This is a genomic window from Mycobacterium sp. NPDC050551 (assembly GCF_040674075.1).
Lineage (GTDB): Bacteria > Actinomycetota > Actinomycetes > Mycobacteriales > Mycobacteriaceae > Mycobacterium.
In genome coordinates this window covers 110,286-127,944 of sequence record NZ_JBFARC010000006.1, presented here as the reverse complement: position 1 = coordinate 127,944, position 17,659 = coordinate 110,286, and the positions used below count along the sequence as shown (strand labels likewise).

14 protein-coding genes are annotated in these 17,659 nt (G+C 71.1%); 10 read left to right on the top strand and 4 right to left on the bottom strand.

Features of this window, described 5'->3' with window-relative positions; translation table 11 throughout:
- Nucleotides 1–252 precede the first annotated feature (252 nt).
- The gene (locus tag AB0K11_RS22765; protein ID WP_364982244.1) at nt 253–654 is read left to right on the top strand and encodes a heme-binding protein; all 402 of its coding nucleotides are present in this window, start codon (nt 253–255) and stop codon (nt 652–654) included.
- A 75-nt stretch (nt 655–729) separates the two neighbouring features.
- Here the strand turns inward: AB0K11_RS22765 and AB0K11_RS22760 are convergent, their stop codons facing one another.
- On the bottom strand, nt 730–1,851 hold the full coding sequence (locus tag AB0K11_RS22760) for an FAD-dependent oxidoreductase (protein WP_364982242.1): 1,122 nt from the start codon (nt 1,849–1,851) through the stop codon (nt 730–732).
- A gap of 111 nt (nt 1,852–1,962) precedes the next feature.
- On the opposite strand from AB0K11_RS22760, the gene AB0K11_RS22755 reads away from it, so the two are divergent.
- The 3 genes from AB0K11_RS22755 to upp are packed head-to-tail and all read left to right on the top strand — an operon-like array spanning nt 1,963 to nt 5,112.
- Nucleotides 1,963–3,243, top strand: coding sequence for a GTP cyclohydrolase II (locus tag AB0K11_RS22755; RefSeq protein WP_364982239.1), 1,281 nt, complete (start codon nt 1,963–1,965; stop codon nt 3,241–3,243).
- Entirely contained in the window at nt 3,240–4,481 is a 1,242-nt protein-coding gene (locus tag AB0K11_RS22750) for a URC4/urg3 family protein (protein ID WP_364982236.1), read from the top strand. The genes AB0K11_RS22755 and AB0K11_RS22750 overlap by 4 nt, the downstream gene beginning before the upstream one ends.
- A 1-nt stretch (nt 4,482) precedes the next feature.
- Nucleotides 4,483–5,112: a uracil phosphoribosyltransferase gene (gene upp / locus AB0K11_RS22745; RefSeq protein ID WP_364982233.1), complete on the top strand. Its 630-nt coding sequence runs from the start codon at nt 4,483–4,485 to the stop codon at nt 5,110–5,112.
- Between the two features lie 12 nt (nt 5,113–5,124).
- On the opposite strand, the gene AB0K11_RS22740 is transcribed toward upp, so the two are convergent.
- On the bottom strand, nt 5,125–5,529 hold the full coding sequence (locus AB0K11_RS22740) for an STAS domain-containing protein (protein ID WP_364982230.1): 405 nt from the start codon (nt 5,527–5,529) through the stop codon (nt 5,125–5,127).
- Between the two features lie 257 nt (nt 5,530–5,786).
- Here AB0K11_RS22740 and AB0K11_RS22735 point away from each other — a divergent pair, with 257 nt between their 5' ends.
- Together AB0K11_RS22735 and AB0K11_RS22730 are read left to right on the top strand one after the other, a co-directional pair.
- Nucleotides 5,787–6,662, top strand: coding sequence for a LysR family transcriptional regulator (locus tag AB0K11_RS22735; RefSeq protein ID WP_364982226.1), 876 nt, complete (start codon nt 5,787–5,789; stop codon nt 6,660–6,662).
- Nucleotides 6,663–6,737: 75 nt separating this feature from the next.
- Entirely contained in the window at nt 6,738–7,949 is a 1,212-nt protein-coding gene (locus tag AB0K11_RS22730) for an MFS transporter (protein ID WP_364982223.1), read from the top strand.
- Here the strand turns inward: AB0K11_RS22730 and hrpA are convergent.
- Nucleotides 7,942–11,868: an ATP-dependent RNA helicase HrpA gene (hrpA, locus tag AB0K11_RS22725; RefSeq protein ID WP_364982220.1), complete on the bottom strand. Its 3,927-nt coding sequence runs from the start codon at nt 11,866–11,868 to the stop codon at nt 7,942–7,944. The genes AB0K11_RS22730 and hrpA overlap by 8 nt on opposite strands.
- 54 nt (nt 11,869–11,922) lie before the next feature.
- Between hrpA and AB0K11_RS22720 the strand changes: the two genes are divergently transcribed.
- Both AB0K11_RS22720 and AB0K11_RS22715 read left to right on the top strand, forming a co-directional pair.
- Nucleotides 11,923–12,732, top strand: coding sequence for a helix-turn-helix transcriptional regulator (locus tag AB0K11_RS22720; protein ID WP_364982217.1), 810 nt, complete (start codon nt 11,923–11,925; stop codon nt 12,730–12,732).
- Between the two features lie 55 nt (nt 12,733–12,787).
- Nucleotides 12,788–13,552 carry a glucose 1-dehydrogenase gene (locus AB0K11_RS22715; RefSeq protein WP_364982214.1) on the top strand — a complete coding sequence of 255 codons (765 nt, stop codon included), beginning with the start codon at nt 12,788–12,790 and terminating at the stop codon, nt 13,550–13,552.
- 6 nt (nt 13,553–13,558) lie between these two features.
- On the opposite strand, the gene AB0K11_RS22710 is transcribed toward AB0K11_RS22715, so the two are convergent.
- Entirely contained in the window at nt 13,559–14,749 is a 1,191-nt protein-coding gene (locus AB0K11_RS22710; protein WP_364982211.1) for a geranylgeranyl reductase family protein, read from the bottom strand.
- 200 nt (nt 14,750–14,949) lie between these two features.
- Here AB0K11_RS22710 and AB0K11_RS22705 point away from each other — a divergent pair, with 200 nt between their 5' ends.
- Nucleotides 14,950–15,369 carry a Fur family transcriptional regulator gene (locus AB0K11_RS22705; protein ID WP_364983114.1) on the top strand — a complete coding sequence of 140 codons (420 nt, stop codon included), beginning with the start codon at nt 14,950–14,952 and terminating at the stop codon, nt 15,367–15,369.
- A 48-nt stretch (nt 15,370–15,417) separates the two neighbouring features.
- Nucleotides 15,418–17,658: a catalase/peroxidase HPI gene (katG, locus tag AB0K11_RS22700; RefSeq protein ID WP_364982208.1), complete on the top strand. Its 2,241-nt coding sequence runs from the start codon at nt 15,418–15,420 to the stop codon at nt 17,656–17,658.
- Nucleotide 17,659 lies beyond the last annotated feature (1 nt).

Sequence of the window (17,659 nt, the reverse complement as noted above, 5' to 3'; positions counted from 1 at the left end):
CGGTCACCGCGCACATCACGATCATTTAAGAGTCGGGCGGCGATTCTGAGGAATTGGGTCCGATCTGCGGATGCGCTTATCGAATACCGCCGTTATTGAGGCGCATGTCACGCCGTGATCATGTAACGCTCCGGAGAGGCGTTTCCGCAGGCCCGCGGCTCGCGTTTGGCACCCCGACCATTCGGCTACCTTGGTTTGCGGGGGCGGGGGATTCGCACCAAAGTCAATTCGCAATATGAAGGACAAGTGATCATGAATTCGAGTGGTAACACCATGCGCCGGAGAATCGCCGGCGCGAGCGCAGGCATCCTGTTCGGGGGCCTGGCCGCAGCGACCATCGCAGCGCCGAGCGCCGTCGCGGCGCCTGCCCAGTGCAACGCCGACCAGGTGGCCAACACGGTCAGCAACGTCACCGGCGAGGCTCGCAACTACCTGGCCGCCCACCCGGGTGCCAACCAGGCCGTCACCGCGGCGTTCACCCAGCCGCGTCCGCAGGCCGAGGCCAACCTGCGCGGGTACTTCACCGCGAACTCGCAGGAGTACTACGAGCTGCGCGGCATCCTCGCGCCGATCGGCGAGACGCAGCGTCAGTGCAACGTGACGGTGCTGTCGCCGGAGCTCGCGTCGGCCTACGACCAGTTCATGGCCGGCTAGATCAAGCAGTAACGCGAAAGACCCGCCGCCGCAGCCCCGCTGCGGCGGCGGGCTTCTTCGTGCCAGGAGCCGTACTCAGAGCGGGCGGTTGGTGCGCACTCCGCCGTAGATCCCGCGGCGCACGATGAGCGGCAGCAGGATTCGCTCCACCGACCAGGCCGGGAACCGGAATGCCTGCCCGCTGGGGGCGAACACCTGCAGCCCGTCGGCCTGCACGCCGAGCACCGAACCCCAGCGCCGCTTCGGCGCCCGGTACTCCTTCAGGCTGCGGCCCTCGAACTGCGCGATGACGTTGTGCGCCAACAGCTTGTCCGCCCGGTTGCGCGCGGAGGTGCGCAGCGGGTCGGTCGCCGCAACGTCGCCGACCGCGAACACCCCCGGCTGGTGCGGCACCTGCAGCGTCGGCGTGACGCGCACGAAGCCCTGCTCGTCCAGCAGCTCGCCGGGCAGCCATCCGGTGTTCGGCCGCACCCGCCCGATCGCCCAGAGCACCGCGTCGGCCGAGGCGGCGGGCTGGCCACTGGACCAGTGCACGGGCCCGTCGGTGATCTGGTCACACGCGAAGCCGTCGGGCACCAGCGCACGGTGGCCCGGGTGCAGTGCGACCCCGAACTCCTCGAGCCGCCGCCGGACCCGCCGCCACACCCCGTCGTGATGCTGCGGCAGCGCCCGCTCGCCGGGGAAATACAGTCCGACCCGCTTGGCCGGCCACGTCGCGGCCACGTTCGCGGCGGTGCTGACGGCGGCCGCTCCCCCACCGATCACCATCACCGTGCCCGCGCCGGCCAGCCGGTCGTGGGCCGCGCGCAGGTCCGCCCCGACGGCGCCCGCGTCCTGCACCGTGGACTGCCGCCAGAACCCGTTGGTCACCCCCGTCGAGATGACCAGTGCGTCGTAGGGCTCCTCGTGCACCGCGCCGTCCGCGCCCCGCACGCCGAGCGTGCGCGCGCCGAGGTCGACACCGGTGATCTCGCCGTGCACCGTGCGCACCCGGTCCAGGCCGCGCAGCCGGTCGAACGGGATCCAGTAGTCGCGCGCCCAGTCGTGCGGCCGGCTGAGCCGGGTGCCCAGTTCCTGCCCGCTGAGCAGGCCGGGCTTGACCGAGATGCCCACCACGTCGGCCCGGCGCGCAAGCTTGATCGCGGTGAGCACTCCGGTGTCGCCCAGGCCCGCGACGACGACGCGCTTGCGACTCACCGTCGGGTCACCTTCACCAGCACGCCTGCCAGGCTAGGCGGTTGCGCACGGGTGGCCGCATCGGCCGGCCGTCACTAAGCTGGCGGCTTCCCCACCGGCCGAGGAGCGCACATGCCCGCTGATGCCACAGCCGCGCCCCCGCCTGCCGCGCCGAGGCCCGCCGGGCACATCCGGCTGACGTCTCACAGCGGCGGCCTCGGGGCCCCACCGCTGCACTGGGGTGCGCCGACGGCGGCCGAGCGCGGTCCCGTGGTCGGCACCACCATCAACCGCGGGCACCGCAACGTGATCGGCACGCACAGCGGGTCCTACAGCGTCTACCGCGCACTGGCCGTCGCCGCGGGCGCGCTGTCCCGCGATCACCGCGCCGACCTCACCGACACCTCGCCCACCGACCGCATCGGCCCGCACCCGCAGTGGGGCGACCCCGCGCGGATCGTCAGCCTCGATCCGTGGGGCGCCACGGTCGGCGAGGTGTTCGCCGCCGAGCTGGCCGCCGGCTACGACATCCGCCCCACCATCGCGGTCACCAAGGCGCACGTGGTGCTGCCCGAGATCGCCGACGCCATCGCCAGGGGACGGCTGGAACCAGACGGCCGCATGCTGCTGGAGGGTGGCGCCGCGCTCGTCACCAAGGCGGCGATCGAACCGGTGTGGCACCTGCCCGGGGTGGCGCAGCGGTTCGGTTGCAGCGAAACGGATCTGCGCCGGGTGCTGTTCGAGGAGACCGGCGGCATGTATCCCGAACTCGTCACCCGCTCCGACCTCGAGGTGTTCCTGCCCCCGATAGGCGGTCAGACGTTGTACATCTTCGGCGACCCTGGCGATCTCGCAAACCCAGCCGTCGAGCTGACCGCGCGTGTGCACGACGAGTGCAACGGCTCCGACGTGTTCGGCTCCGACATCTGCACCTGCCGCCCGTATCTGACGCACGCCATCGAGGAGTGCGTCCGCGGCGCCCAGCACGGCGGCGTCGGCCTGGTGAGCTACTCCCGCAAGGAGGGCCGCGCGCTGGGCGAGGTGACGAAGTTCCTGGTGTACAACGCCCGCAAGCGGCAGGTCGGCGGCGACACGGCCGACCAGTACTTCGCCCGCACCGAATGTGTTGCCGGCGTGCAGGACATGCGGTTCCAGGAACTCATGCCCGACGTCCTGCACTGGCTGGGCGTGACCAAGATCCACCGCCTGGTGTCGATGAGCAACATGAAGTACGACGCGATCACCGGATCCGGCATCGAGGTCGGCGAGCGGGTGAACATCCCCGACGAGCTGATCCCCGCCGACGCCCGGGTGGAGATCGACGCGAAGACCGCCGCCGGTTACTTCACCCCGGGACCGGTGCCCGACGCCGCCGAACTCGCGAAGGCCAAGGGCCGGGGCCTCGAGGCGTGAGCACGATCGCCGTCACACCCGACACCGCCACCGCGGACGGCGCCGCCACGGCGCTGCGCTCGCCGGCCGTCATCCGGGAGCGGGCACGCCATCTGCTCGACCGGGGCCGTTCCGGCGGTTCACCGTGGTTCGTCGTCCGTGACGACGCCCTGCCGCACGCCGCCACCGAGGTGGCCGCCGTGACGCGAAACCGTTTCCCGGACTTGCGGATTCCGTACCACAGCAGGTGGCGGCACTTCGAGGCCGGCGGCGTCGACCGCCGACAGCGCCTGGAGTCGAACCTCACCGGCTGCGACCCGGCCGCGCGCGCCCGCACCATGATCGACCTCGCGGTGGTGAGCGTCCTGCTGGACGCCGGGGCCGGGCCGGAATGGGTGTTCCGGGAACAGGACCGGACGTTCACCCGCTCGGAGGGACTGGCCGTCGCCGGGATGCACGCCTTCGAGACCGGGCTGTTCTCCTCCGACCCCGACGATCCGTACCGGGTCGACGCGGCGGCACTGCGCGCGCTCACGACCGACGCGCTGGCCGGCGCCTTTCAGGTGGGCCCGGACAACCCGCTGCTCGGCCTCGACGGTCGCGCCGAACTGCTGCGCCGGCTCGGTGCGGCGTTAACCGCGCGGCCGGACGTCTTCGGTCCGCATGGCCGCCCCGGGGGACTCTTCGACGCGCTCGCCGCCACCGGCGGGCGGCTCTCGGCTCCAGCGCTGCTGGCGCAGCTGCTGACCACGATGGCGCCGATCTGGCCCGCGGACAACGCCATCGGCGACCAGAGGCTCGGCGACTGCTGGCGCCACGACGCGGTGCCCGGGCCGGGGCTGACGGCGGGCTGGATGCCGTTCCACAAACTGTCGCAGTGGTTGACCTATTCGCTGCTCGAGCCGTTCGAGTGGGCAGGGGTGCAGGTGGACGACGTCGACGCGCTGACCGGATTGCCCGAGTACCGCAACGGCGGCCTGCTGCTCGACACCGGCGTCCTGCAACTGCGCGACGCGGCGTGGACCACGCAGACCTGGCGGCCCGGCGACGAACTGGTCGTCGAATGGCGTGCCTTGACGGTGGCACTGCTCGACGACCTGGCGCCCCTGGTGCGTGCGGAACTCGGTGCGGGCACGCAGGACCTGCCGCTGGCCTGCATTCTCGAAGGCGGCACCTGGGCCACCGGCCGGGCACTGGCGGGCCGGCTGCGTGGTGGGCTGCCACCGTTGACGGTCAGCAGCGACGGGACGGTGTTCTGACATGACAGGGGTCCACCTCGTCGAGCACCCGCTGGTGCAGCACAAGCTGACGCTGATGCGCCGGAAAGAGGCCTCCACGAACAGCTTCCGCCAGCTGCTCCAGGAGATCTCGGCGCTGATGGCCTACGAGGTGCTCCGCGACATGCCGATGCACGACATCGAGATCGAGACGCCGCTGGAGACGATGACCAGCCGGGTGATCGACGGCAAGAAACTCGTCTTCGTGTCGATCCTGCGCGCGGGCACCGGCATCCTGGACGGCATGCTGAGCGTCGTGCCCGCCGCCCGGGTCGGCCACATCGGCCTCTACCGGGACCCGAAAACGCTTGTCGCCATCGAGTACTACTTCAAGATGCCGGGCGATCTCAACGAGCGCGACGTGGTGGTGGTCGATCCGATGCTGGCCACCGGCCATTCGGCGGTGGCCGCAGTGGAGCGGCTCAAGGAGTGCTCCCCGCGGTCGGTCAAGTTCGTCTGCCTGCTCACCTGCCCCGAGGGGATCGAGGCGCTGCAGGACGCCCACCCCGACGTGCCGATCTACACCGCAGCGATCGATCGCCGGCTCGACGAGCACGGGTACATCGTTCCCGGTCTCGGCGACGCCGGCGATCGCATGTTCGGCACCAAGTAGCCGAAGAGAAACTCAGGCGGCGGTGAGGCCCACCAGCGCGTCGTCGACGGTGGAGAACAGCGCCAGGTCGTCGTTCAGCCCGAGCACCGTGATGGGCCGGGAGGTGACCGGTCCGGCGGCGACCACGCCGAACCCGGAAGCCGCCGAGCCCCAGCGTGCGGCGAGCAGCGAGTTGATGCCTGCGGCGGCCAGGAAGCGGACGCCGGTGAGATCGACGATCACCCCGCCCGCGGGCTTCTCGCTGCACGCCCGCTCGATCGCGGTGGTCAACTCCGCGGCGGTGCGCATGTCGACGCACCCGCCGACACTGATGACGATGGCCGATCCCAGCCGGGCCTCGGTGAGTTCGATACCTGGAAGCGTTGTGGTGGTGCTCGAAAGAGTGGTGGTGCTCGAAAGAGAGATGTGTCCGTCCATGAGGGATTCCTCGGACTTCCCGGCGCATTCAGCGCCTTGATGGCGTCGTCTCGACGCCCGGTACTGCAGAGGGCTACGTCCCAACCCGTTGCAAGGTCATTCGTGGAATATCCACAGGTCGTCGGCCGCGAGGGCCGGATGACCGCTGCACCCCACGCTACGGCAATCGGCATGCACAAGCCAGGGGGTCGTCAATATCCGGTGATCAGCCCTCCTACCAGCCACGATCGTCGCTGCCGCGTCGTATCGTCTGTCTCGTGAACCTCGACGAGCTGCACTGGTTCGTGGTCCTGGCGCAGACCCAGCACATGACCGATGCGGCCGCCGAGTTGCGGATCACCCAGCCGACGCTGTCCCGGGCGCTGGCCCGGCTGGAGGACCGGCTCGGCACGCAGCTGTTCGACCGGGTGAACCGGCGGCTGCGCCTCAACGTGTACGGCGAGATCATGCTCGAACACGCGCAGCGCAGCATCGCCGAGATCGCGTCGGCGACCGATCGGATCTCGGCCCTGCGCGACCCCGACGGCGGCACCGTGCGGCTGGCGTTCCTGCACTCGCTGGCGAGCTGGTTCGTGCCCGATCTGCTCGGCCGGTTCCGCACCGAGGCGCCGCGGGTGCGGATGCTGCTGCGCCAGGCCGCGGCCTATGACATCGCCGAGTACCTCGGCGGCGGTCAGGTCGACCTGGCGATCACCGCACCACGGCCGGAGAGCGACGAATTCGGCTGGCATCAGCTACATGTCGAGCGGCTGTGCCTGGTGGTCCCGCGGGATCACCGGTTCGCCGGACGGCGCAGGATCCGGCTCGCCGAGGCGGCCGACGAACCGATCGTCGCGCTGGGTGAACAGTTCGCGCTGCGCGCGCTGACCGATCAGTTGTGGGCGGCCGACGGCGTGAGTCCCCGGGTGGTGTTCGAGGCGATCGAGGTGCCCACCGTCGAGGGACTCGTAGCCGCGGGCCTCGGCGTGGCGGTGGTGCCCATGCCGCAGCCGCCCCGCGGTGAACCGGCCGCCGCGTACATCCCGCTGACGAACCCGCACGCCCGGCGGTCCGTGGGCGTCGCGTGGCACGCGGCCAGGCCGATGTCACCGGCGGCGCGCCGGTTCGCCGCATTCCTGGGCGCCGCCGTCTGACCATGCGTCAGACGTATCACTGATCATCGATACATGCATTGGACACATTGATCGGCCCTTTCTAGCGTGTCCCGGGTGACCACCACCGTCGAACCGCTCCATCTCGACCGGGCTGGACACACGCGCGGCACCCGCGCCTACCGCCGCGCGCTGGCCGCGCTGTTCTGTGCCGGCCTGGCCTCCTTCGCCCAGCTCTACGCGCCGCAGGCGGTGCTGCCGCAGGTCTCCGCCGAACTGGGCGTCACGGCGTCGCGGGCCGCGCTGCTGATATCCGTCGCCACCATCGGCCTGGCGGTCGGCGTCATCCCCTGGTCCCTGGTCTCCGACCGGGTCGGCCGGGTCCGGGCGATGTCGGGCGCGGTGATCGCCGCGACACTGCTCGGACTGGTGACGCCGTTCGCACCGACCATGTCGCTGCTGCTGACCGGACGCTTCCTCGAGGGGCTGATGGTGGGCGCGGTGCCCGTCGTCGCGCTCACCTACCTCACCGAGGAGATCGACCCGCGCGACGCCGCCCGCGCCGCGGGCACCTACGTGGCCGGCACCACCATCGGCGGCCTCACCGGACGCCTGCTCGCCGGGCCGGTCGCCGACGCCACGACGTGGCGGCTCGGGATCTTCTCGGTGTCGGTGTTGTGCGCCGTCGCGGCGGTCGCCTTCATCGCGCTGATCCCCGCACAGCGCGGCTTCACGGCCGGCTCGGCCGCAGGCGGTGGGGGCGGACTGCTGCGCCGGCTGGCCGTCAATCTGCGCTCACCGCAACAGCTCACACTGTTCGCGATCGCGTTCGTGCTCACCGGCGGCTTCGTCGCGCTCTACAACTTCCTCGGCTTCCGGCTGTCCGCGCCGCCGTTCGGCCTGCCGCACACGGTGATCAGCCTGGTCTTCGTCGCCTATCTGGCCGGCACCTGGTCGTCGGCCCGGTCCGGTTCGGCGGCAGCGCGATTCGGGCGCAAGCCGGTGCTGCTGGCGGCGGCCGCGGTGATGGCGGCAGGCGTGGCCGCGACGCTGGCCACCCATGTGGTCGTGGTGCTGGCCGGGCTGGTGGTCGCCACGGCGGGCTTCTTCGGCGTGCATGCGATCGCCTCGGGGTGGGTCGCCAGGGCGGCCACCGTCGGCCGGGCGCAGGCCGCGTCGCTGTACAACCTGGCGTTCTACGCCGGATCCAGTGTGTTCGGCTGGCTGGGCGGGGTGATGCTCGACGGGTTCGGCTGGGCCGGTGTCGCGACGATGATCCTCGCGCTGCTGGCCGTCGCGGCCGTGTCCGCCGCCGCCGTGCTCAGATGAGGGCGTCGATCGCCCGGTAGATGCGCTGCTCGCTGACCGGGCGCGGGGTGCCGAGCTGCTGCGCCCACAGGCTGACGCGCAACTCCTGGATCTGCCGGGCGATGTCGCGGACGTCGGCGGCCGCCGCCCGGCCGGGAGCGAGTGCGCGCAGCACCTCGTCGTAGGCCTGCTGCACGGCGTGCACCCTGGCCATCCGCTCCCGGTCGGCGTTCAGCGCGTGCGGCAATCGGTCGAGCCGCCTGCTGACGGCGGTCAGATAGCGGGTCAGGTCGCCCAGATGCGCGGCGCCGGTGGCGGCGACGAAGCCGCGCGGCAGCAGGCCGGCCAACTGGGCGCGGATGTCGGCGATCGACTCGGCCTGCGCCGCCGACGGTGTCTGCGGCAGTGCGAGTTCCGCGTCGTGCGCCGCAGCCAGCACCTTCTGCACGCGGCCGACGATGTCGAGCGTGGTCGGCACCAGGGCGCCCGCCACCCGGTCGCGCAGCGCGCCGAATTCGTCTCGCCGCCACACCGGGGCGGGCGCCAGCGCGGCGACCGCGGCGTCGGCGCAGTCCTCGATCAGCGCCTGCAGTGAGCCGTCGGGATTGGCGCCGAGCACCAGCCGCGTGCGGGTGTCGAGCGCGCGCTCCACCGCCTTGGCCGGTGACGGCGCCGAGAGCCGCAACAGCCGGCGCAGGCCGGGCGTCATCGCCGCGTTCTGCTCGGCCGCCGTCGCCAGCACCCGCACGTCCACCGCGGCGCCGGCGTCGACCAGCGCCGGGTATCCGCGCACCGTGCGGCCGCCGACGGTGCGCTCGACCGTGCGCGGCAGCTCCTCCAGATCGTCGGGCCAGCCGCGTAGTCCGCTGCGTTCGAGGTCTCCGGCGACCGCCTCGGCGACGGCCCGGCGCGCCGACCCGGCGAGCTCCTCCTGCAGCGCGTCGAGATCCTTGCCGCGAGCCACCTCCGCGCCCTCGGCGTCCTCGACGGCGAACGTCACCCGCAGGTGCGCGGGCAGCTTGCCGAGGTCGAACGCATCGACGGGGACCAGCACCCCGGTGCGGCGGTGCAGCTCCCGTTGCAGCGCGTCGAGCAGCGGCTCCGTCCCGGGGTCGAGCGTGGACAGCACGGCACGAGCGGTGTCGGGCGCCGGGACGAAGTTGCGCCGCAGCGTCTTCGGCAGCGAGCGGATCAATTCGGTGACCAGCTCCTCGCGGAATGCCGGGACCTGCCAGGCGAATTGGTCACCCCCGAGGCGGGCCAGCACGTCGACGGGGACGTGCACGGTCACCCCGTCGTCGGGCGCCGTCGGCTCGAAACGGTAGCTCAGCGGCAGCGACAGGTCGTCGGCCTCCCACCGGTCGGGCTGATCGGCCTCGACATCCCCGCGCAGCAGGTCGGCGCGCGTCATCGTGAGCAGGTCGGGGGTCTTGTGCCGCTGTTTCTTCCACCACCCGTCGAAGTGCCGCACCGACACCACGTCCGCGGGCACCCGCGCGTCGTAGAACGCGACGATGTCATCGTCGGACACCAGCAGGTCACGCCTGCGGGTGCGTTCCTCCAGTTCGGCGAGTTCCGCACGCAGCCGACTGTTGTCGCGGAAGAAGTGGTGCCGGGTCTGCCACTCGCCGTCGACGAGGGCGTGCCGGATGAACAGGTCGCGCGCCAGCTCCGGATCGTGCCTCGTGTAGTCGACGCGGCGGCGCGCCACCAGCGTCAACCCGTAGAGGGTGACCCGCTCGTAGGCCATCACCGCGCCGCGCTGGGCGTCCCAGTGCGGCTCGCTGTGATTGCGCCGCACCCGGTCCCCGGCGATCCGCTCCACCGTCTCCGGCTGGACCCGCGCCGCGATGCGGCCGTACAGCCTGCTGGTCTCCACCAGGTCGGCCACCACGATCCAGCGTGGCGGCCTGCGGGTCAGCACCGAGCCGGGGGCCAGCACGAAGCGGGTGTTGCGGGCGCCGAGATACTCCCGCGACTCCTCCTGGCGCATGCCGACATGGGACAGCAGCCCCGCCAGCAGCGCGGCGTGTACCCGGTCCGGTTCGGCCGGCTCTCTGTCGTCCGATTCGACGATGCCCAGGTCGCGGGCGATGCTGCGCAGCTGGCCGTTGAGGTCCTGCCACTCCCGGATCCGGAGATAATGCAGGAACTCGTCGCGGCACATCCGCCGGAAAGAGCTGCCCGACCGCTCCTTTCGCTGCTCGCGAAGGTAGCGCCACAGATTCAGGTAGCTCATGAAGTCGGACTGCTCGTCGGCGAACCTGGCGTGCTTCTGCCTGGCCGCCTCCTCCCGGTCGGCGGGGCGTTCACGCGGGTCCGGGATGGACAGCGCGGCGGCCAGCACCAGCACCTCGCGCACGCAGCCCTCGGTGTCGGCCTGCAGGATCATCCGGCCGATGCGGGGGTCCAGCGGCAGCCGTGCCAGCCGGCGGCCGACGTCGGTGAGCGCGCCGTCCTCGTCGAAGGCGCCCAGTTCCTGAAGCAGCTGCACGCCGTCGCGGATGCTGCGTGCATCCGGCGGGTCCAGAAAGGGAAACCGTTCGACGTCACCGAGTCCCAGGGCCGACATCTGCAGCAGCACCGCGGCGAGGTTGGTGCGCAGGATCTCGGGATCGGTGTAGCGGGGCCGCGAGGCGAAGTCGTCCTCGGAGTACAGCCGGATGCACACACCGGGCGCGACGCGACCCGAGCGGCCCGCCCGCTGCGCGGCCGACGCCTGCGAGATCGGCTCGATCGGCAGCCGCTGCACCTTGGTCCGCCTGCTGTAGCGGGAGATGCGCGCCGTGCCGGGGTCGACGACGTAGCGCACCCCCGGCACCGTCAGCGACGTCTCGGCCACGTTGGTGGCCAACACGATCCGGCGGGCAGAGCGGCTCGGCGAGAACACCTTCTGCTGTTCGGCCGTCGGCAGCCGGGCGTACAGCGGCAGCACCTCGGTGTGCGGGTCGAGCGCGGCCCGTAGGGCCTCGGCGGTGTCGCGGATCTCCCGCTCGCCGGAGAGGAACACCAGCACGTCGCCCGGCGGTTCGGCGGCGAGTTCGCGCACCGCGTCGACGATCGCCTCGGTCGGGTCGCGCAACTCGGTGCGGACCACCTCGTGATCGGGGTCGTCGGGGTCGTCGCGGTCTGCCGCGGGAACGACGACTTCCAATGGCCGATAGCGGATCTCGACGGGATAGGTGCGCCCGGACACCTCCACGATCGGTGCGGGCCTGCCTGCCGCGTCGGCGAAGTGGGCGGCGAAGCGCTGCGGCTCGATGGTCGCCGAGGTGACGATGACCTTGAGGTCGGGGCGCCGTGGCAGCAGTTCGCGAAGGTAGCCGAGTAGGAAGTCGATGTTGAGGCTGCGCTCGTGGGCCTCGTCGAGGATCAGGGTGTCGTAGCCGAGCAGCCTGCGGTCACGCTGGATCTCGGCGAGCAGGATCCCGTCGGTCATCAGCTTGACCAGGGTGCGGTCGCTGACCTGGTCGGTGAATCGGACGGTGTACCCGACGGCGTCGCCGAGCGGGGTGCCGAGCTCGTCGGCGATGCGCTGGGCCACCGTGCGCGCCGCCAGCCGGCGGGGCTGGGTGTGACCGATGGTGCCCCGCACGCCGCGGCCGAGTTCCAGGCAGATCTTGGGCAGCTGGGTGGTCTTGCCCGAACCGGTCTCACCGGCGATCACCACCACCTGGTTCTCCTCGATGGCGGTGGCGATCTCCCCGCGCAGATCACTGACCGGCAGGTCGGGGTAGGTGATCGCGGGCACGGCCGCGGCACGGCTCGCGACGACCGCCTCACCGGCGGCGACCTGCGCCGCGAGCTGCGCCAGGCGGTCGGCGTCGACCAGGCCGCGCAGGTTCTTCAGCCTGCGGCCGATCCGCGCCGCGTCGCGGATGGTGAGCCCGTCGAGGCGGGCGCGCAACGCACGCACGTCGTCGCGGGGCTGATCGGACACTCCGACAAGGGTAGGCGGTGGAACGGGACGGGCCGATCCGGTGTTGAGCCGGGCATGACCACGCGCGACGAACTCAGTGCCTATCTGCGGTCCCGGCGGGCGCGGCTCTCACCCGCCGACGTCGGCATGCCCACGGGAGGGCGACGTCGCACACCGGGACTGCGGCGCGAGGAGGTTGCCGTCCTCGCAGGCGTCGGCGTGTCCTGGTACACGTGGCTCGAGCAGGGCCGCAACATCACCGTCTCCGCAGACGTGCTGGACGCGGTGGCCCGTGCGCTGCACCTCGACCCGCACGAACGGGCGCATCTGTACCTCCTGGCCGGGGCGAACCCGCCGCTTCCCGCCCGTACCGGCGCGGCCGTCACCGCGGAGGTGCGCAGGCTGCTCGACACCTGGCCCGCGCCGGCCGTCGTCCGGGACCGGCACTGGCATCTGCTGGCGGTGAATGCCTGGGCTGAAACGGTTTTCGGATACGGCGAGCCGGACGAGAACTGCCTGGTGACGTTCTTCACCAGCGCCCGCTACCGCGGGATGCGGATGGACTGGGAGGCGGCAGCGCCTGCCGTGGTGGCAGCCTTCCGCGCCGACGCAGCGCTGTTCCCCGGGGACACGGAGTTCGGCCGCCTCGTGGAGCGCCTGCAGACGGTCAGCGCCGAGTTCGCCGAGCTGTGGGAGCGCCACGACGTCACCGCACCGGCACAGACCGTCAAGGCAGTGCGCCATCCCGCGGCGGGCGAGCTGTACTTCGACACCACCACGCTGCTGGTCGCCGACCACCCGGACTGGCATCTCGAGTTGTCGAACCCACTGCCCGGCACCGACACCCGCGAGCGCCTCGACCGGCTGCCCAGCCTGGTGGTGTGAACACCAGGACAACCACACACTGCCGCGGCGGCCGGATGCCCGCGACGCTGGACCCGTGACCGAATCCCGCTTCGACGACAAGATCGCGCTGATCACCGGCGGCTCCAGCGGCATGGGCCTGGCCGCCGCCCGCCGGCTGCTCACCGAGGGCGCGACCGTCGTCATCACCGGCCGCGACGCCACCCGCCTGCAGACCGCGGCCGACGCACTCGTCGGCGGAACCAGGGTGCTGCCGCTGGTCGCCGACGTCACCGACCCGGCGGCGCTGGACGCGGTGCGCGCGGCCGTCGGTGATCGGTTCGGACGGCTCGACGTGGTGTTCGCCAACGCCGGGACGGCGACCTTCGCCGCCACGGAGGCCGTCACCGCGGCCGAGTTCGACCGCATCGCCGACACCAACTTCAAGGGGGTGTTCTTCACCGTCGCGCGGACCCTGCCGCTGCTCGCCGACGGCGCCGCCGTGGTGATCAACGCCTCGTGGAGCCTTCACCGCGGAATGGCCGGGGCCGCGGTGTATTCGGCCACCAAGGCCGCCGTGCACAACCTCGCCCACACCCTGGCCGCAGAGCTGGCGCCACGACGGATCCGGGTCAACTCGGTGAGCCCCGGCTACATCGAGACGCCGATGTTCCACGACAACGTGTCGCCCGACGCCCAGCCCGCGGTGCTGGCAGCGATCGCCGCGGGACGGTTCGGCACACCCGAGGACGTGGCGTCGGCGGTGGCCTTCCTCGCCTCGACGGAGGCGTCCTACGTCAACGGCCAGGACCTGGTGATCGACGGCGGACTCGTCGCCGCGATCCCCGGCGCGATGCGGTGACCGGGCTCAGCGCCCGGTGCCCCGGCCCGCGGGCGTGCCCCAGTCCTCCCAGAACAACAGGTTCGCCCGCAGCTTCGGGTGGGCGACCTTGTCCAGCACCTTGACCCCGGCCCCGGCGATCGCCGGCTGGCCGACCACGCGGTGGAAGAACCTGCCGCGCCGGTACTCCCGGCCCCAGGCCGCCCGGATCTGCTGGGTGTAGTTGGTGAAGTCGTCCGGCCCGCCGTTGGTCAGCGCGGCGACCGCGCACTCCCCGGCCGCCATCCCGGACTGCAGGGCCTTGGAGATGCCCGCACCCGACACCGGACGGGCCGCACCGAGTGCGTCACCGGCGAACAGGATTCCGGGCCGCCACGGCGGCCACGCGGAGAACCCCATCGGCAGCCGCCAGGCCTGCAGCGCCTTCGACCGTTTCAGCTCATCGATCTTCGGCAGCCGCCACTCGGCGGGCAGCGTCGCCATGAACGTGCCGAGCAGGTCCGTCGCGTTGATCTCGTGCCAGCGCCGGTAGCTGGTGGCGTAGCCGAGGCCGATGTTGGCCCGGCCGCCGCCGACCGGGAACACCCACCCGTAGCCGGGCAGCTGGTCCCCGTCGAAGGTCAGCTTCAGATGAATGTCGAGGGTGTCGCCGTCCGGACCCTCCAGCGGCATCTCGGCACGGATCGCGATCGCGGCGTAGTTGGTGTACGGCGAGGTCAGGTTCAACGCCCGGCGGGTCGGCGAGTACGCACCGTCGGCGGCGATCACCGCGTCGGCCGCGATCTGTTCGCCGCCCTTGAGCACCACACCGGTGACCCTGCCGTCCTCGACGACCGGCGCGGCCACCTCGGCGCCCTGACGCACCTCGGCCCCCGCCGACGCCGCCCTCTCCAGCAGCAGACCGTCGATCTCGGTGCGGCGGGCGACATATCCGTGGTCGGGCATCCCCGGCCTGCGCGGGAAGCCCAGCTCCCACGCGCTCGGGCTGAAGATCCTCGCGCCGTTGACGCGGTGGAACTTGTCGACGGCGTCGGCCAGCCCCATCTTCTGGATGTAGCTGACGGCGCGTGGCGTCAGCCCGTCCCCGCACGGCTTGTCCCGCGGGAATTCGGCTTTGTCGAGGACCACCACACGGGCGCCCGTCTGGACCGCCTGCCATGCGGCGGCGGATCCTGCCGGTCCACCCCCGGCGATCACGATGTCGTATCGCTGCGTCACTGGCTCGTCATTCGTCGTCGTTCCCCCTGGCCACCCTCACGATAGGAGGGCGGCGCAGTCATCCCACGGTAACCGTCGCGTGGTCACAGATGCGTAATGCCCGGGTTCGCCCGCAGCGAATCCGGGCGGACCGACTCTTGACTGATTCCAGAAAAGGGACAAGACTCGTTCCCGTGCCCGCCGCCTCCGAATTCCCGGACATGCTGCGCGCCGCCGCGCTGCGTGTGACGCGGCCCCGGCTCGCCGTGCTGGGCGCGGTGCACGCGCTGCCGCACGCCGACACCGACTCGATCATCCGCGCCGTCCGCCACGATCTGCCCGAGGTCTCGCACCAGGCGGTCTACGACTCGCTGAGCGCGCTGACCGCCGTCGGACTGGTGCGGCGGATCCAGCCCGCCGGGTCGGTGGCGCGCTACGAGTCGCGCGTCGGCGACAACCACCACCACGTGGTGTGCCGCGGGTGCGGCGCCATCGCCGATGTCGACTGCGCGGTCGGCGAAGCGCCGTGCCTCACAGCGTCGGATGATCAGGGCTTCGTCATCGACGAGGCCGAGGTCATCTACTGGGGATTGTGTCCCGAATGCTCCACCGCTCCAGCACCCTCCCGATCACACCCGTGATCAGCCCCATCACCCACATGATGTTTACGGAATACGAAGGGAAACACAGTGTCATCCGATACTTCTGACGCCAAGCCGCCGAAGCCCGAGGCGCCGACCCAGAGCAAGGGCAGCGAGAGCGAGAACCCGGCGATCAAGTCGCCCGAGGTGAAGGGCGGCGCTCCGCGGAAGAACCAGGACTGGTGGCCCGAGCAGATCGACGTCTCGGTGCTGCACGCGCACTCCAACAAGGGCAACCCGCTGGGCGACGACTTCGACTACTCCACGGAGTTCGCAAAGCTCGACGTCGAGGCGCTCAAGGCCGACGTCATCTCGGTCATCAACACCTCGCAGGACTGGTGGCCGGCCGACTACGGCAGCTACGCCGGCCTGTTCATCCGGATGAGCTGGCACGCAGCGGGCACCTACCGCACCTATGACGGACGCGGCGGCGGCGGCCAGGGCATGCAGCGCTTCGCGCCGCTCAACAGCTGGCCCGACAACGCCAACCTCGACAAGGCCCGCCGCCTGCTGTGGCCGGTCAAGAAGAAGTACGGCAACAAGATCTCGTGGGCCGACCTGCTGGTGTTCGCCGGCAACGCCGCCCTGGAGTCGGCCGGCTTCGAGACGTTCGGCTTCGGGTTCGGCCGCCCCGACTTCTGGGAGCCCGAAGAGGTCATCTTCGGCGAGGAGGAGGAGTGGCTCGGTACCGACAAGCGCTACGCCGGCGCCGACGCCACCGCACGCCAGCTCGAGGAGCGCTACGGCGCCACCACGATGGGCCTGATCTACGTCAATCCCGAAGGCCCGGAAGGTAAGCCGGATCCGCTGGCCGCGGCCATCGACATCCGCGAGACCTTCGGCCGGATGGCGATGAACGACGAGGAGACCGCGGCGCTGATCGTCGGCGGCCACACCCTGGGCAAGACGCACGGCGCGAGCGCCGACGACGTGGGCCCGGAGCCCGAGGGCGCGCCCATCGAGCAGCAGGGCCTCGGCTGGAAGTGCCCCTTCGGCAGCGGCAACGCCGGCGACACCATCACCAGTGGTCTCGAAGTGGTGTGGACGGACAAGCCGACGCAGTGGAGCAACCGCTACCTGGAGATCCTCTACGGCAACGAGTGGGAGCTGACCAAGAGCCCCGGCGGCGCATGGCAGTTCGAGGCCAAGGACGCCGAGGCGATCATCCCCGATCCGTTCGGCGGCCCGCCGCGCAAGCCCACGATGCTGGTCACCGACGTCTCGATGCGTGTCGACCCCATCTACGGCGAGATCACCCGGCGGTGGCTCGACCATCCCGAGGAGCTGAACGAGGCGTTCGCCAAGGCCTGGTACAAGCTGCTGCACCGCGACCTCGGCCCGATCAGCCGCTACCTCGGCCCGTGGGTGGCCGAGCCGCAGCTGTGGCAGGACCCGGTGCCCGCCGTCGAGGGTGAGCTGATCGACGACGCGGACATCGCGAAGTTGAAGAGCGCGGTGCTGGACTCGGGCCTGTCGGTGCCGCAGCTGGTGAAGACGGCGTGGTCGTCGGCGGCCAGCTTCCGCAGCACCGACAAGCGCGGCGGCGCGAACGGCGCCCGGCTGCGGCTGGAGCCGCAGCGCAGCTGGGAGGTCAACGAGCCCTCCGAGCTGGACAGGGTGCTGCCGGTGCTGGAGCGGATCCAGCAGGAGTTCAACAGCGCAGGCGGCAAGCAGGTTTCGCTGGCCGACCTGATCGTGCTGGCGGGTTCCGCGGCGGTCGAGAAGGCCGCCAAGGACGCCGGATTCGAGATCGACGTCCACTTCGCGCCGGGCCGCACCGACGCGTCGCAGGAGCAGACCGACGTGGAGTCGTTCGCGGTGCTCGAACCGCGCGCCGACGGGTTCCGCAATTACGTCCGGCCGGGTGAGAAGGCGCAGCTGGAGGAGTTGCTGCTCGACCGCGCCTACTTCCTGGATGTCACCGCACCGGAGCTGACCGTGCTGATCGGCGGCCTGCGGGCGCTCAACGCCAACCACGGCGGCACCAAGCACGGCGTGTTCACCGACAAGCCGGGTGTGCTGACCAACGACTTCTTCGTGAACCTGCTCGACATGGGCACGGAGTGGAAGTCGTCGGCGATCGGCGAGAACGTCTACGAGGGCGTCGACCGGGCCTCCGGGGAGACCAAGTGGACGGCGACCGTCAACGACCTGTTGTTCGGTTCGCACTCGGTGCTGCGGGCGATCGCCGAGGTCTACGCCCAGGACGACAACAAGGGCAAGTTCGTCGAGGACTTCGTCGCGGCATGGGTGAAGGTCATGAACAACGACCGGTTCGAACTGGCCTGAC

Excerpts from the sequence above, each read along its gene's own strand:
- AB0K11_RS22765 (WP_364982244.1), top strand. The coding sequence starts at position 253 with ATGAATTCGAGTGGTAACACCATGCGCCGGAGAATCGCCGGCGCGAGC.
- AB0K11_RS22755 (WP_364982239.1), top strand. The coding sequence starts at position 1,963 with ATGCCCGCTGATGCCACAGCCGCGCCCCCGCCTGCCGCGCCGAGGCCC.
- upp (WP_364982233.1), top strand. The coding sequence starts at position 4,483 with ATGACAGGGGTCCACCTCGTCGAGCACCCGCTGGTGCAGCACAAGCTG.
- AB0K11_RS22740 (WP_364982230.1), bottom strand. The coding sequence starts at position 5,529 with ATGGACGGACACATCTCTCTTTCGAGCACCACCACTCTTTCGAGCACC.
- AB0K11_RS22720 (WP_364982217.1), top strand. The coding sequence starts at position 11,923 with ATGACCACGCGCGACGAACTCAGTGCCTATCTGCGGTCCCGGCGGGCG.
- AB0K11_RS22705 (WP_364983114.1), top strand. The coding sequence starts at position 14,950 with ATGCTGCGCGCCGCCGCGCTGCGTGTGACGCGGCCCCGGCTCGCCGTG.